This window comes from Halococcus sediminicola, from assembly GCF_000755245.1.
GTDB lineage: Archaea > Halobacteriota > Halobacteria > Halobacteriales > Halococcaceae > Halococcus > Halococcus sediminicola.
Map to the genome: position 1 here is coordinate 80,805 of NZ_BBMP01000024.1, position 15,292 is coordinate 96,096.

Here is a 15,292-nt window from a genome sequence, read left to right on the forward strand (position 1 = left end):
GACGCCTCCTCAAGCGAGACCTACCGCGAACAGGGGGACTCGGGACTCGATTTTTCACGATCACGAAAACAGTCTATCTCAACTACTGATGCTCTTACTCAATCTGGAGTCGTTCCTAACTATCCTCCAACAGTAGTCATCATAACGATTCACGAAGCATTTTATCCCCTGAACGATATTGTTGTCACCCACGAGACAGGATGGTCATGTAATCGTCACTTAATCGTAGCCTTTCCGGAAACTGCGAAACTCGCTCCGATGGGATTCCTCGTCGCTGAGGATATCAATGGCGAGGTCTTCGGTGACCGGGTCGTCCGCCTCTCTGGCAGCTTCCATGAGCGACCGATACGTATCGATTGCGTCTTCTTCGTACTCGATCACCCCGTCGATGACCGAGAGCACGTCAGCCGTGTCTTCCGGTGGTTGGAGTGCCTCTTGTTCCGGCTCAAATTCGAATGAAGCCGGGGGCTGGGCATCGAGTTCCTTCAGTCGGTTCCCGATTCGCTCAGCGTGAATGAGTTCTTCCTGCTTCGCGTCGGCTCGGAGGCTCTCTTTGACCTCTTCTGCGCTGACCCCGTCGAGGATGGTCGCGTTCGTCAGGTAATTCATCACTGTCTCGATCTCGTCGTTGTAGGCGCTTCGGAGCAGCCCTATCACCTGTTCGTTTGTCATACGCTGTCGCTACTCAATGCAGAATCTTATAGATATGGGGTCCGTGCCCCATCTAAGTCGAGTGTTGATCTGCGGGTGAGCCAATCGTCTTTGAGAAGTGGAAAATCGCAGTAATTCGAGCAGCGAGTAGAATTCACTCACAGTGGTCCGTGATCAGTGAGACTCGTCAGGGACCGTTGGCTTCGGTGACCGCCTCGTCTGGGATTCGACCGTGCTTGCCATCAGTCCGGGTGTGACGGGCGCACGCCGGCTTTAAATAGTCGAAACGGGACAGGATACACCATTCACTCCTTGTGCGCTTCTCGTTCGAGTTCGGCCAGCGTTTTCATCCCGCGCTCCCGTGCGGCACGTATCTGCTCTCGGCGGCGGCGACGCACCTTGGCCATCTCGCGGGGTTCTCGTGGTAGTACGTCAGCGCGCGATACACGTCCGCGATGTCGAGGTCATAGCGGTCGGCGACGGTCTTCGCCGACAGGTCGCCCTTCTCGACCCAGCCTGCGACCTGTCGGACGCTGATGCGACGGCCCTCGATGCGCGGTTCGCCGCCCATCACGTCCTCGCCTTTCACGATGCGGGCGGTCTGCTGTGCCATCCCGTCGGTCGTTACGGTCCCGCCGGGATTAAAACTTCGCGCGGGGAAAGGATCGTCCGAATCGACCGGGGAACTCGACAGCGGGAGGTTCGAGTTCCGGTCCCTCGAATCAGGGAAGCTTCGCTTCCAGAACCTCGACTTCCTCTATCTGGGGCGGTTCCGCGAGGAGTTCGTCCGCGTTTTCCTCCAGCGCACCGGCGATCTCGCCCGAGAGGTGGGCTTCCCGGCCGGATTCGTCCGGGAAAGTATCGAAGATACCGAACGTCGATTCGCCCATCCGGAGCGCGAACCACGTGGTGGTGTCGGGTTCGTCCTCGGCCAGCGGGAGCGCCGAGCGAAGGAACTCCTCGACATCCGACTCTTTTCCGGACTGTGCCTCCATTCGAATGAGCAGCGCCACGTTCGCATCGGTCATGGTGTCGATTTACCTGTGGCGTTCTGAGTTGATAAAGCCACGGGGAGCGGGACCTCTGTGAGGGGTACTGAACCGAGGTGTGTAGACGGCGCAAGCTCAGCCTGCTGTGAGCAAATGGAAGCAGAATGGAGAGATACGTCGTTTCAGGTCCAACGAGCGAAGAAACCACGGTTTTGGCGACAGCCGTCGGCAGCTAGCGACGGCTGTCACTGGTGTCATCCAAAGGATATAGTCGGGGTGATGATATTTCAGAGGAATTAGTCACCACTCAGTTAGCCCTAACCCGCATGCACGTGATAACGGAACGCTATACGTCCGAGCGCCGGAAGCCGTCCTCGCCCGCCGCACATAAACTTCATACTGCCACGTATTGTCACCCATATTCGGGGAGAGACATTATGGTACCACCATTTCATCTCGGTCCGGAATCCCGGACTATTCACGTCCGACGAGCGGACCCGACTCCGAATACAGTCGAACCGCGGCAGTTGCTGTCTGGAGTGCGTTCATGAGCGACGAACCCGAGGACTCGCCACCAGTCGTCCGGGACCGGGCTGCGTCCGGCGTCCCGACAGCGGGCTGGGCACTCGGTGATCGCTTCTCGTGGGATGAAATCCATCAACGGCTGCTCGCGTTCGCCGACGAGGAGATCGACAACACGCTCTCGGAACTGTTATTCAGCGGCTTCACAGCCGGCTTCGCGATCGTCTTGACGTTCATCGGCTACACGGTCGGGACCGCGACGTTCCCGAACAATAGATTCCTCGCCGCGGTGCTGTATCCGATCGGGTTCATGTATATTATTCTCGGACGGTACGAACTGTACACCGAGACCACTCTCCCACCGGTCAAGCTAGTGCTAACCCGGTTGGCCAGTCTCCCCTTGCTGTTACGCATGTGGAGCGTCGTCCTGCTGGCGAATGTCATCGGTGCCGCGTTCGGCGCGTTCATCCTCGCAAACACGCACGTACTTACGCCGGCAGAGATGGAGGTCGGAGCCGAATTCCTCCAGCACGGCCTCGAACTGGGCTGGTGGGACCTGTTCTTCAAGGCCCTGTTCGCGGGGTGGCTTGTTGCTGGCGTGGTGTGGCTCCATACGGCTACGCGAGACACAATCTCGCGTGTCGTAATCACTTATCTCGTCTTCTTCACGATTCCCGTTCTTAACCTGTACCACGTCGTGAGTTCGGGCGCTGAAGCACTCTTCGTCGTGTTCCTCAAGACGCCGAGTCCGGGGGTACTCACCCTGATTTATGAGTTCTGGCTTCCGATCTTGCTTGGCAACACGACTGGTGGCGTCGTATTGGTCGCGCTCGCGAGCTACGCGCAAGCCGAGAAACGCCGGTATCCGGAGATTCGGGTTCTGTCGACCCGGGAGATGCTATTTAGTTTGAAAGGCGGTCGCCCGTTCGAAACGCCGAGGCCGGGCATCCAGTTACCGGAAAACGGTGGTGGACCCGAGGAGGAATCCGACACAACCAGGTGACGTTGTAGTGTGTACAACCTGCAAATCCCCATTAAGTGGGGTGGCGCTGAATATGCGCGCTGTATTCACCTATGGAAACGCTGCTGGCTGACCAATCCACCGCTGACGACAAAATAATTACGCCCCCCGGTGCAGTCCCGCGGTCCCGGCCGACCGGCGGGGCGGCACGACTCTGTGGGGCGATCGCTGTCGGGCGATAGCAGTCGCTTCACGACGGCCTCGACCGGCCACTGTGGGCCGCCCGCTCGGCGGCCCGCAGCTCCCTCGTCGCCGCGGTTACACCGCGATCGTCGCTGTCGAGTTGCTCGCTCCGGTGACTCGGGACGCCAGTGCGTGAAGCAGAGATGCACCTATACGGGCTTTCCCGGATGCCGCGCGGAGTGGTCTGCGGAAGTTTTGAACACTTGAGTGAAGAGGAGGATCACCACCGCTTCATTCCAGCGCAGTCTAACGATTCTTATGAGGTTCGTCGGTGTCCTAGGAGGGGTTCAAATGTTTCGCTGATCACTCCGCCCGTGCGGGTGCAGCGCTATCTGTGTCCGATCTGCAGTGGAACTTTCTCACCGAGCCTCTTGTACGTCGAAGACGGCCACAAGTATCCGTCCGAGGTCAAGCGATTAGGACGCGTCGTGAATGCGTTCACCGACGCGTCTCTCGAAAACCTCCAGGACATCTGTACCGTTCACTTTGGTGTCCGTCCGTCCGATCAGCAGCTGTGTAACTGGATCACGGAAAATACGAGGGAGATCGTCGAGAACGATCTCCCGCAGTATTCGGGTGTGTACACCTACGATGAGCAGTATCTCCGCATTGACGGTGAGCGTGCCTATCGATTCGTTCTCTACGACGATCTGATGGATGCGCCGGTCGGCGAATGCGTCGCCGACCGGCTTACCAAGGACGCCGTTCGTGACTTTCTCACGGAACTCCTTGACGACAAGCCCGCCTACGTAATCACCACCGACGGCCGTGACGAGTACGCCGAGATCGTCGAAGACGACATCGGCGCGTTCCACCATCGGTGTCACTTTCATTTCCTGCGAAATGGTGAGAAGAAGCTCCGGAACGCCGTGTTCCGGAGCATCCGCCATTCGGACGCGGAGAAACTTCACGCTGCAATCGTCTGGAGCGAATTCAAGAGTGTATTCGCTGCTCCCTCGTATACAGCGGCTCTGCGGCGGTTCGAGGCAGTGCTCGACAAGGTCGAGCATCTGCCGTCAGCGATACGGACATACGTCGAGGAGGTGATGGAGAACTTCGACAAGTTCCTGGTGCATCTCCGGGATGAGTGGGTCCCGAGCACAACCAACAACTGTGAACGCTACTTCGGGCACACGAAACCGACGCTTCATCCGCGTCGGTTTCGTTCGATCGAGGGCGCTCGCTCCTTCCTGAAGACGCAGATGACCGTGCGGACGGTCAAACACGGGTTGGTTTCCAGAGAGACATCGCTCGCGCTGGCGCGCGAGCTCTTTCCCGCCCTTGATTTGGACGAGGTAACGGACCTGTTCACGGAGACGAAGCAGCGCTATCTCTGGAGCCGCGATCTCGAAGCTGGCTGAACACGATTCGGCCGCGCTGGCCGCTCCATTCGGAGCGGCAGCGCTCGCATACATTGAATATCACAGGCTAATCTGATTGGATATAAGTACATCTAAGTAATTTATGCTAACTAAGTAGGTAATTACGTCTCAGCCACGCCGACAATATCTCAGATAATTGTTTGAAAGAATCCGGTTTCGGCGTCAATCAACACCAGGCTTGGGAGGGTCGGGTCCGTGAGTTCCTTTCGATTGAGGTCTGGAGCGCGAGACGCTTCAGCGAAACGGCCGAAATCGGCGAGTATAACGTATCTATAAGCCGATTTCGTCGTGCTTCAGACGAGGGTTTAAATAGCTTCGGTTCCTACATACTGATGTAGCAGCTCGTTGTATCGCCGTCGCAACCGACCCATTGAGTATCCGCTCACTCATACGTTATCTTGGAAGGCAACACAACCCGCATCCGTACGCACGAATCGAACGAACAAACCACTGAAGACACACGCGAAGAAACCACTGGCGAAACCGAACGCGTCTGCCCCGAGTGCGGTGGCCGACTCGTGAACGACGCCGAGCACGGCGAAACCACCTGCGCCGAGTGTGGTCTCGTTGTCAAGGAGGACGAGATCGATCACGGCCCCGAGTGGCGCGCGTTCGACTCGGCCGAACGCGATCGAAAGAAACGCACCGGCGCACCCACCACGAAGCTGATGCACGACAAGGGGCTGTCGAGCCAGATCGGCTGGCAGAACAAGGACGCCTACGGCAACGCCCTGAGTTCGCGCAAGCGCCAGCAGATGAGTCGCCTCCGCACGTGGGACGAGCGCTTTCGCACTCGCAACTCGAAGGAACGCAATCTCAAACAGGCGCTCGCCGAAATCGAGCGCATGGGGAGCGCGCTCGGCGTCCCGGAGGACGTCCGCAAGACCGCGAGCGTCATCTACCGACGGGCGCTCTCGGAGGATCTCCTGCCAGGGCGCTCCATCGAGGGCGTCACGACCGCCGCGCTGTACGCCGCGATTCGCCAGATGGGACTTCCCCGAAGCGTCGAGGAGGTCGGAGCGGTGTCGCGCGTGGACGAGATGGAGTTCAAGCGCGCCTACCGCTACATCAATCAGGAACTCAGCCTCGAAGTCGGGCCGCCGGCTCCCGACCAGTACCTGCCGCGGTTCGCGTCCGACCTCAATGTGAACGACGAGACCGAAGGCCGTGCTCGTGAACTCATTCAAACGGTGATGGAGGAAGGAGCACACTCCGGCAAGAGTCCCGTCGGCCTCGCCGGCGCTGCGCTGTACGCTGCTGGTATCCTGACGAACAACCGACTGACGCAGGACGAAGTCAGCGAGGTGGTCGGCGTCAGCACCGTCACGATCCGGAATCGATATCAAGAGCTACTCGAAGTCGAAGGGAAGCGTCAGCAGGCTGAACAGCGAGAATACACCGAGACGGAGGCAGCAGTCTAATGACGGATCGACGTGGCCTGCCGGGAGTGTCACAGTCTCCACGAGGCGAGCGTGCAAACCTGTCCCGTCTGTGGCTCGTCGAGCCTCAGTGATGACTGGGCGGGCTGTGTCATCGTTGCCCACCCGAACCAAAGCGATGTCGCAGGGACGATGAACGTCACCCAGCTAGGGACGTACGCGCTGAAGGTTCGATAACAGCGCGAAAATCGACTTCTTATGACGCCATGCTTGCCGGATTTGCCATCCCTTCTTTCACACCCCATTTGATGAGGAGGACGTTGACTGGGTACGCTGCGATCACCTCCATCGAAAGCAAAAATACGAGCGCACTCCAGAAGAGATGAAGTCAGGCAGTTTTATCATATGCAATGGATATTGAAATCAATTGATGGTCTAAATTCCATATAGGACTATGCATGATAAATCGACCTAGCCGAGTTCAGCCTGAACTCGGGCAGGTGGTTTTCTCATGCACTATGAACATTGGAATCAACCGATGGCCTAAATTTCGCAGAATTCTGTGGATGACAAATCGACCTAGTCGGGATCGGACACGGAATAAATGGTAAGCTCTAGAAACTGTCGATGACGGGGATACCCATCGTCTCGAAGTCGCTCATCGACGCCAACTGGTCCGAAACGTCGTCAAGATCCACTGTTCCGGACACTACGGCGCTCGGGTCGAGTTTGCCGTCGTCGACCATCCGAAAGATTTCTTCGTAGTTCGTCGGGGCCATTCCAAAGGAGCCGATGAACTCGATCTCATTCATCACCATCATGTCCGTCGGCAGTTCGACCATGCCCTGTTCGTCCTGCGTCGAGAGACCGACCTGAACATGCTGGCCGCGGGTGCCGAGGCTCATCACGGAGTTCTGGCAGGTGGTCGCGACCCCGAGCGCGTCGACCGAGACCGCCGCGCCACCGTTCGTGATGTCTTTCACCTCGCCGGGGGTATCCTCAACCTCGCTCGCGTTGACCGTCTCGCTCGCGCCGATTTCTTCGGCCTTGTCGAGTTTTTCGTCCTTCAGATCGACCGCGACGACGTTCCCTCCGAGCGCACTCGCGATGTGGACAGCCGAAAGACCGACGCCGCCACAGCCGTGGACCGCGACCCAGTCACCGCCCGAGATGTCGGCTTGGTGGGCGAGCGCGTGAAACGAGGTCATGAACCGACACCCGAGACCGGCCATATCGACCGAGGAAACGCCATCGGGAAGCGGGATGGCGTTTTGGTCCGCCGTCGGAACGTGGAGTTCTTCAGCGAACGCACCGGGCGCTGACTCCACGAATCCGAGGGGACGCACGTTCTCACACGTATTGCCGTGGCCGGTGCGACACTGAGGACACGTCCCATCGCCGAGGTTGAACGGAACAGTGACTTGGTCGCCCTCGGCCACGTTCTCGACCTCGTCGCCGACCGCAATTACTCTGCCCGCGGGTTCGTGACCGAGGATTTGGCCCGCATCAGGTTGGATGCCGAGCCAGTCCCACTCGCCCTGCCAGCCGTGCCAATCGCTCCGACAGATACCACACGCCTCCATTTCGACCACCGCACCCGTCGGGTCGGGATCGGGTGCGTCCACGTCCTGAATGTCGAGCGGTTCGCCGTACTCTTCGAGGACAGCTGCATGCATACCAGTTACGACAACGGCGGCCAATTGTAAGTAGGTTCTGTCTGCTCGGACTTTGTTAGAAAAGCCAAGTCTAGAACAGAGGTTAGCTAGATGATTCGTCATATACAGCCTCCAGCGAAATTTAGACTGGTGGTGTAGATTTCACGTTTGGCTGTGCATGAGCAAACCACCTGCCCGACTTCAGGTACTATCTGATGTCGGCTAGGTCGGTGCTGAATGCACGGAACAGACATTCGTTGCAGGCTATTTCTTGCCGTAGCAAAGAACCCACCGACGGAATCGGGCCGGAATTTCAGAATCAGTTTCTCAAGGTGTGAAACAAACGACCGTTCAATAGAGTCGACGCTCACGACCGGGCAGTCACAGGGATGTTCGGGGCTCAGTCAGGCGGATCGAGTCCGTGATACTGCTTCGCCACGGTCAGAAACTGGTTTGCGTCTACCCGCGGCGCGTAGGACCTGTTCTCGCCGTCGATAGCAATCTTCACCAGGAGGTCCACCAGCCGCCACACGTTGTAGAGCACGCACGCGAACGCGAAGTTGAAGAACCGATAGTCGCGTTCAGTCGAGGTGGTTCGCACCATGAAGTGTTTCTGCTTCTTGAAGCCGTTCTCAATACCCCAACGGTGCCGATACCATCGAATCAGCCGTTCGATCATGTGGACGAACGCCTTGCCGTCCATCTGCTGATCGTCGGCGTCACCCGCGGTTACGTAAGGATGATTCGTTTCGAATACCACGGTTTCGCCGGTGTCCACCTCTCCCTCCTGTGCTCTCTGCTTACGCTCTTCGACTGCCTCTTCGCGCTGGATGTCCGCGAGCAACCGCGAAAACGACAACCCCTCGCTCGGTTCGCTATCCACGTCCTCGAACTCCCACTCGCCGCACAGCTCCGTCCACACTGCTGAGAGATCGTCTTCTTCATCCTCGTCGTCGTCCGAGTTCGAGTGCTTCGGGAGGTAGACCTGCTTGCGGGTGGGCGTCCCATCGTCGGCTTTCTCCTCCGTGACGTGGAACCGTTCGCCGTTACGGTACATCCACTCGATGGTGTCTGCTTCGTCGCTAGTGGCGAAGATGCGCGTGGGATTCAGATAGTGGACATCGTACTCCTCGCAGGTATTCTTCACTGGATCGCTATCGAACTCGCGGTCCATCATCACGAGGTCGATATCCACCATCTCGGTCGCCTGCGATAGGAGCTTCTCGACGATCTCGTCTTTCGACTGTCCGCGCACGCGCGGGATGGCGTCGAGAACGAGCGGGACGTCCATCCCGACGATCTTGAGCACCGCCCACTGGTAGTAGTCGTTGCCGTCCTTGTACCCGAGGATATCGTCTTCGTGGCCCTCTTCGTCGCCAGTGAACGGGAAGCCCTTGGTCACGTCGATGGCCGCAAAGACCGGCCCGTCGAGTTCACCGTTCTGGCGGGCGCGAGCGATCAACATCCGCGTGGTGCTGCGCAGCATCTCCCGAATCTCCGCGATCGAGAGCTTCCCGATCTGGTAGCGGTGGGTCGATCCCGTGGGAATCCGCTCTCGTGTCGTATCAAGCGAGAACGAGGCGGGGCCGCTGCGCGCGTACATGTCCTCGCGCATCCCCATGTAGGCGTGCTGTTCCCAGAAGGCGCTCTCATGAATCTGCCAGTTCTGGCCGCGGTCAAGCGCGAAGGCGTCGGTCACGAACGGCTTGGCCTGCTGCCAGACCTCGTCGGTCTTCACGGCGACGATCTGGTGTTCGGGACGGCTGTCGTCCTCCGAGCCAGCCGGTTCGTGCGTCTCGATCCGATCGGGAAGCGACACCTCGCAGGCGCGTGCGGCCCTCACAATCGTATCGGCACACTCCTGTACGGCGTCACGCAGGTGTTCGCTGAAGCGTTCGTTCCACGCACGCCAGAACGTCGATTGATTCGGGAGCGACTCAAAGCCGAGCTTTTGACGGAGCGAGGGATGGGCTCGGAGGTAGTCGTGGAGGGCAGTTTCGTCCCAGCCGTTGAGTTTCTTAAGCAGACCGGCTCGAACGTGGACCGGCATCGGATACCGTCCCGAATACGGCGCTAGCGAGTCGTGCGCAGCAAAGGTGAGATGATCGATCGGGAGGTGGCAGACCAGCGTCTCGATGTCGGCGTAGGTCTCCCATCGCTCGCACTGTGATTGCGCGATGGTCGTGACATCCGCGATGAATCTGTCGAGGTCATCACCACTCCCGTCGGATTCGCCCTCGAAAAACTGGGACTGGCCGTTGTAGCCGGTGGCGTCGGCGATGAGAGCCGCTGCAACCATCTCCGTAGTGTCGTTCAGCGGGGTTGTGGTGGATGATTTCGCGTCGATACATGCATCTGTGTCGGGTGAGTCCGACTCTGGCGTTGGCGTCGTCTCCATGTCGTATATCTAATCGCTCCTCCAAGTTGTCCGACGGATGACTACTGAGCGGAGGGGTCGCTGCTCACACGCGGCTCCCGTAGTGCGGTGAGTGTTGTTCCATCGGTTTCTATCGGGGAGGACGACCGTTTGTCACCGGATCATGGTTACGTCGATTTCGCTGGGGGGCACCGATGGCTCCGAACGCTTGCATTCCGACAAGCAGCTACTGCTCTGGGCTTCTCGTCGGTATGGGTGGGTGGCCGTTCTGGGCGTCGAGCGCCGGGAGATCCTTCTCGCCAGCGCTGACCTTTGCGCGTTCGAGCCGCCACTGGTCGTTGTCGAACGGGACGTCGTAGTTCGCCTCGGCCCGTGCGAGGATGCTCTGGACCGCTGAATCGGGGATTTCGAAGAAGGCGGCGGTGGCGTGTTTCTCGCGGCCCTTGCGAACCTCGCGGATGAACGTTTGGGTGCGGACGTACTCGGCGGGAATCTGCTGGAGGAAGCCGTCCTCGACGGTGTAGCCGAAAGGTGGGCGGCCAACGCGCTTCCCGTCGGCGATGGCGGCGTCGATACCCTCCTGGACGCGCGAGCGGATCATCTTTCGCTCGGCGTCGGCGAACACCATCATCATGTTGAGCATCATCTCGGCCATCCAGTCGTCCTCGCCGACCGTCCCAATCGGCTGGTTCACGAGGTCGATGTCGACGCTCTTCTCGCGGAGGTCCTCGACAAAGCCAGCGAGGTCGGCGAACGACCGACCGAGCCGATCGAGTTCGTGAGCAACCACCACGTCGTACTCGGCGACGTGCTCGCGGAGGCGCTGATACTCCTGCCGGGAGGTCGAGGCCCCGCTCTCGCCGAGGTCGCAGAACCACTCGATCTGGTTCGAGGTCTCCTCCTCGCTGTACTTCTGGCGGATCGCACGCATCTGGCGATCCTCGTTCTGGTCGTCGGTCGAGACGCGGACGTAGGCGGCGATCTGCATGGTGTGTTCGGACACCCTATTCGTACCGCGATTTAGTATATAAAGAGTAGGGGTTTTCGTATCGATATGGAAAGCTACTGTTTTTCGTCGTCGCACAGAATGTTATTCGGTTCTCTAATTCTGAGCCGAAGACTCCGACTCAGTATCTCATACATCGCCTGTCATACCGACCAAATCCATGGGAAGATAGCTACGGCCTCGTTTCCAACGAATCAGAAATATTATAACCATTCGACGGTCTCGACAGTAACTGAAAGCACACCATCCCAGTGACTCACTCGTCTTCAGTCTCATCAACCAAGAGCGTATTCTCGATGAGATTCCCTGTTGCGCGGCGCAACCGCTCGGAAAGTGCTTGATGCGAGATGTCGAGCGTTGTGGCGAGAGCGCCCATATCGATATCCCGCGGGACCTCGTAATACCCGTGCTCGTAACCTTCGGTCAGCGCTTCCTGTTGGCTTTCAGTGAGACCAAAGCGCGCCCGCTCAACGTTATCGACTTCGTAGAGCCGGCGAAGGTCGAGAGACAATTCGTGCTCACGAGCGAACTCGTTTACCTCCGAGATGACGTCTCGGTCGGGAAACAGCACCCGCAGAGTCCACTGACCGTCCGCGGCAACGGCTTGGTGGACGGTCGCCTGACATTCAGAGACCATATGACCGATAACGCGGGCCTCGTCGGCCCATGAAAGCCGATACAAGCGCTCGCCGTCGGTGTCGGAGAGCAGTTCGATGTCGTTGACACTTGGATCGGTATCGAGTAGTTGCGTGAGGTCGTCGAGTTCTCCACCGGAGACCCAGATAAACGGGATGATGTGGGTCGTGTCGTGGGCAACCACGCGCTCGACTTCACAGACGAGTTCGGGCCGGCGTTCGAGTGTTTCCCGGAGCGCGAACTCCTCGGCCGGAATAACGAACTCTGCGATCGAAGCCATGAACGGCGAAATACCCTTGCGAATGAAAGAACGTCGGTCCGTCATCTGACGAACATACTCACAACGCAAATGACGGAAAAAGCCCTGCTGTGATTCGAATCGGAACAGATCGACGACGAATCCACCGGCTGTTTTTCCGAGTGATTTCACCTCACCCATCCGATCGCACAGTACAGCCGTGGTCGACCCGGATTGGGATTCCGAGTATCATCGTGAACTGCGATATTTTCACTACATCTCTCACAACACCGTTATTCGTCGGGTAGAAAAAACCGATAACAGATGAAGACTGTTGTCACGGCGCGAGTTCCAATCGCCGAATTCGCGCTATCTACGACGTTCGGAGCACTCCCCGACGTAAAAGTCACGGTCGATCCGATCGTCGAATCCGACGGCGAGACGGCGATTCCCGTGGTTTGCGTGCGTGGGGGCGACCGTACTGCGCTCGCCGACGCCTTCGCGGCTGATCCGAGCGTCGCGTGTACATCGGCGCTCCGTCATCAAGAGAAGGGGGATACACACTCCTACCGAGTGGACTGGAGCGACGACGTTTATCGGGCACTGGATACGCTTACCGCAGCGGACGGCAGGCTCCTCGATATCTGCGGCCAGCACGGACACTGGCGATTCCGGCTGCTCTATCCACACCGGGAGTACCTCCTAACAGCACACGAACACTGGACCAAACAGGGAGTACCCGTCGATATCGAACGCATACACGAGGCCGACGGCCGGCTATCGACCGATGCTGATTTCTCCGGACGATAAGAGGAAATCCGAAGCGAGAGGAAACGAGAAAAGATAGTTGCTGCCCGACTGGCCGCAATCTTCAGTCTGTCGACTGTCTCGTGAGATCCGTGGCGAACCCGTCAGTCGGTGGCTCGTCAGTGTCGAAGAGACAGTCGATGTCGTGACCCGTAGTGACCGCGTGCTCGATCGCGAGCTGTGTTCGTTCGGAGACCATGTGATCTGCACTACTAACGGACCACCCACACTCGGTGCAATAGTTTTCCTTGACACGACTCATGGTACTGAATAGCACCTACACTCCAAAAAGCTTTTTGTGAGGATCTGGGGTAATCTCTGTAAACGGGCCATGTCGCACTATTCTCGTGTATAGAGAGACGCCCCCAAATATTCGTATCGATCGAGGCACTCGAATCCTCGACCCGTTCGGTGTCGACACACGGGATCGAAATTCCGAGGCGCTCACTCCGACTCGTCCGAGAGCGGGAACCGATCGGGGTCGTCGAGCCACCACGCGAAGATCGCCTTGAGAACGACCACGAGGCTGTTCTGACTGCCAGTTCCCCAGATCGCGGTCTCCGTAGGTGACGTCCCGTCGTCGAGCGTGCTCATCAGAATCGTCTCGCCGTCGGCCATCACCAGCCGCCCCGTCGGGGTAGCATGCCATTCCCAGGGCGGGTCGACGAACTCGACTTCGGGAACCGCAGCGGCCACCCGTTCGTGTGTCGCGGCGGTTCTGTCGGCCACCATCAAGGACACGTCCCGGTCTGCGGCCGCCGCCAGTTCGTCGAGGACGTCGTCGGTGAGCAACTCCGAAACGGTCATGAAGATGAGGTCGTCTTGAGCGTCGCCGATCAGTTCGACAACCCGAGTATCGACCGCATCGCGCCCGGTGAGCGACCAGACGCCCGGCTGTTCGCGCGAGCGGTCGGCGGGTTCGAGTGCGGCGAGGCGTTCGGAGAGACCGCTGAACGTCAAATCATATTCGCGTCGGAAGATCCGCAGCGCCGTCTCGCGCGAAACGGGTTGAAATCGCTTGGGCGAGGCGTGCTGGACGTCGACCAGTCCCCAATTTTCCAACGACTCGACCGCATCGTAGATCCGGGTGCGCGGCACGTCGGTGGTGTTGCTGATCTCGCGGGCGGTCCCAGACCCGAGTCGGAGGAGGGCGATGTAACTTCGGGCTTCGTACTGACTCAATCCGAGGTGCTCGAACAGCTCGGCGGCGTCGGCGGCGGTTCGTTCCGGTGAAGAATCAGTCATTAGTCATGAACACGTGGCAAGCAGGATCACGTACTCTCGAACCCTACTTCGCCCCCGTACTTGTGTGTTTTGTGAATTTCTGAGTTAATCACCTGATGACTGGCGACGAACGTCTTTGTGAGGAAGTTAGTGAACTGGTGTCTGTCGAGCGGGCGATAGCAACCCCGGAAAGGATGAATGGAATTTTGATATTATGATGTTGTTTCAGTTGTCGTTACAGACCACGGGAGCTATGTGGGCTGGCCACAAAACAGCTGTATAGTCACCCAACGCCGGTGAATATCGCGGATCATCGGGAAGTGATACCCAATGGACCACGAGACCGCTCAAACGAACGCCGTGGATGTGTTAGGCGACCTCGGATTGAAGAAATACGAGGCGGAGTGTTTCGCCGCGCTCACGCGGGTTACGGCCGCGACCGCAAAGGAGGTAAGCGAGATCGCCGACGTCCCCCGAACGCGAGTGTACGATGCGGTCGAGGAGTTACAGGAAGTGGGATTAGTGGACGTCCAGCACTCGAACCCGAAGAAGTTCCGCGCGGTAGCGATAAACGAGGCGACGGCGCTGTTGCGCCAGCGCTTCGACGAGCGATTTACGACCCTCCAGAGCAATCTCCAAGCCCTCGAATCGCTCGATGAGGACACGGTTCAAAACGACTCGAACGTCTGGACGACCACCGGGACCGAGACGATCACGCGGCGCGCGATCGGGTTCATCGACCAAGCGGACGAGGAGGTCATCCTGATCGTCAAAAGCGAGCAGGTCGTCTCCAAACGATTGCTCAACAGGCTGCGTGCGGCCCACGAACGCGGGGCGGCGATCTATCTCGGGACGCTCTCAGAGTCGGTTCACGAGCGCCTCAAGGAGACCGTGCCTGATGCAGCGGTGTTCGAATCCGAACTCGACTGGCTCCAGCCACAGGCGGGCGAGGAGGACGAGGCGATCGGACGATTGCTGTTGGTCGATCGCGACATGCTTCTTTTGAGTTCGCTCGAACAGCACCCCCACCGCGAGTCGGCGCTCTGGAGCGAGGGCGTCGGCAACGGATTGTTAGTGATCGCCCGGCGGCTCCTCTCGGCGGGACTCGACGGTTCGGGCGAACTCCGATAGGCCGACGCCGGGATCGACTGAAACCACCATGACAGCAATTATTACGAACGGACTCGGTTCGTCGGGGTTCCGGCGCGACCGTCGTGCCGAC

15 protein-coding genes are annotated in these 15,292 nt (G+C 58.8%); 6 read left to right on the forward strand and 9 right to left on the reverse strand.

The window, feature by feature from the left end:
- Positions 1-219: 219 nt before the first annotated feature.
- From ACP97_RS15575 to ACP97_RS15585, 3 genes are all read right to left on the reverse strand, one after another.
- A complete protein-coding gene (locus tag ACP97_RS15575) occupies positions 220-672 on the reverse strand; it encodes a ferritin-like domain-containing protein (RefSeq protein ID WP_049998763.1) in 453 nt (150 codons plus the stop codon).
- A gap of 325 nt (positions 673-997) precedes the next feature.
- Positions 998-1,264, reverse strand: coding sequence for a DUF433 domain-containing protein (locus ACP97_RS15580; RefSeq protein ID WP_237561208.1), 267 nt, complete (start codon positions 1,262-1,264; stop codon positions 998-1,000).
- 109 nt (positions 1,265-1,373) lie between these two features.
- Positions 1,374-1,679, reverse strand: a complete 306-nt coding sequence (locus tag ACP97_RS15585; RefSeq protein WP_005041122.1) for a putative quinol monooxygenase — start codon at positions 1,677-1,679, stop codon at positions 1,374-1,376.
- A 508-nt stretch (positions 1,680-2,187) separates the two neighbouring features.
- Here ACP97_RS15585 and ACP97_RS15590 point away from each other — a divergent pair.
- From ACP97_RS15590 to spt4, 4 genes are all read left to right on the forward strand, one after another.
- Entirely contained in the window at positions 2,188-3,165 is a 978-nt protein-coding gene (locus ACP97_RS15590) for a formate/nitrite transporter family protein (protein WP_049998764.1), read from the forward strand.
- Between the two features lie 572 nt (positions 3,166-3,737).
- Positions 3,738-4,727 (forward strand): transposase, encoded by a 990-nt coding sequence (locus ACP97_RS15595; protein ID WP_049998820.1) that lies wholly within the window; start codon positions 3,738-3,740, stop codon positions 4,725-4,727.
- Positions 4,728-5,146: 419 nt separating this feature from the next.
- Positions 5,147-6,169, forward strand: a complete 1,023-nt coding sequence (locus ACP97_RS15600) for a transcription initiation factor IIB (RefSeq protein WP_049998765.1) — start codon at positions 5,147-5,149, stop codon at positions 6,167-6,169.
- A 6-nt stretch (positions 6,170-6,175) separates the two neighbouring features.
- Entirely contained in the window at positions 6,176-6,364 is a 189-nt protein-coding gene (gene spt4 / locus ACP97_RS19290; RefSeq protein WP_079977676.1) for a transcription elongation factor subunit Spt4, read from the forward strand.
- Positions 6,365-6,741: 377 nt separating this feature from the next.
- On the opposite strand, the gene ACP97_RS15605 is transcribed toward spt4, so the two are convergent.
- From ACP97_RS15605 to ACP97_RS15620, 4 genes are all read right to left on the reverse strand, one after another.
- Positions 6,742-7,803: a zinc-dependent alcohol dehydrogenase family protein gene (locus tag ACP97_RS15605; RefSeq protein ID WP_049998766.1), complete on the reverse strand. Its 1,062-nt coding sequence runs from the start codon at positions 7,801-7,803 to the stop codon at positions 6,742-6,744.
- A gap of 379 nt (positions 7,804-8,182) precedes the next feature.
- Positions 8,183-10,081 carry a transposase gene (locus ACP97_RS15610; RefSeq protein ID WP_049998821.1) on the reverse strand — a complete coding sequence of 633 codons (1,899 nt, stop codon included), beginning with the start codon at positions 10,079-10,081 and terminating at the stop codon, positions 8,183-8,185.
- Between the two features lie 304 nt (positions 10,082-10,385).
- Complete coding sequence (locus ACP97_RS19300) at positions 10,386-11,147, reverse strand: recombinase family protein (RefSeq protein ID WP_079977685.1); 762 nt, start codon at positions 11,145-11,147, stop codon at positions 10,386-10,388.
- A gap of 274 nt (positions 11,148-11,421) precedes the next feature.
- A complete protein-coding gene (locus tag ACP97_RS15620) occupies positions 11,422-12,081 on the reverse strand; it encodes a helix-turn-helix domain-containing protein (protein ID WP_049998823.1) in 660 nt (219 codons plus the stop codon).
- Between the two features lie 282 nt (positions 12,082-12,363).
- On the opposite strand from ACP97_RS15620, the gene ACP97_RS15625 reads away from it, so the two are divergent.
- Positions 12,364-12,849, forward strand: coding sequence for a hypothetical protein (locus ACP97_RS15625; RefSeq protein ID WP_049998767.1), 486 nt, complete (start codon positions 12,364-12,366; stop codon positions 12,847-12,849).
- A 61-nt stretch (positions 12,850-12,910) separates the two neighbouring features.
- On the opposite strand, the gene ACP97_RS20540 is transcribed toward ACP97_RS15625, so the two are convergent.
- Positions 12,911-13,108: a hypothetical protein gene (locus ACP97_RS20540; protein WP_154020045.1), complete on the reverse strand. Its 198-nt coding sequence runs from the start codon at positions 13,106-13,108 to the stop codon at positions 12,911-12,913.
- A gap of 182 nt (positions 13,109-13,290) precedes the next feature.
- On the reverse strand, positions 13,291-14,091 hold the full coding sequence (locus ACP97_RS15630) for a TrmB family transcriptional regulator (RefSeq protein ID WP_049998768.1): 801 nt from the start codon (positions 14,089-14,091) through the stop codon (positions 13,291-13,293).
- Positions 14,092-14,400: 309 nt separating this feature from the next.
- On the opposite strand from ACP97_RS15630, the gene ACP97_RS15635 reads away from it, so the two are divergent.
- Positions 14,401-15,201 carry a TrmB family transcriptional regulator gene (locus ACP97_RS15635; RefSeq protein WP_049998769.1) on the forward strand — a complete coding sequence of 267 codons (801 nt, stop codon included), beginning with the start codon at positions 14,401-14,403 and terminating at the stop codon, positions 15,199-15,201.
- Positions 15,202-15,292 lie beyond the last annotated feature (91 nt).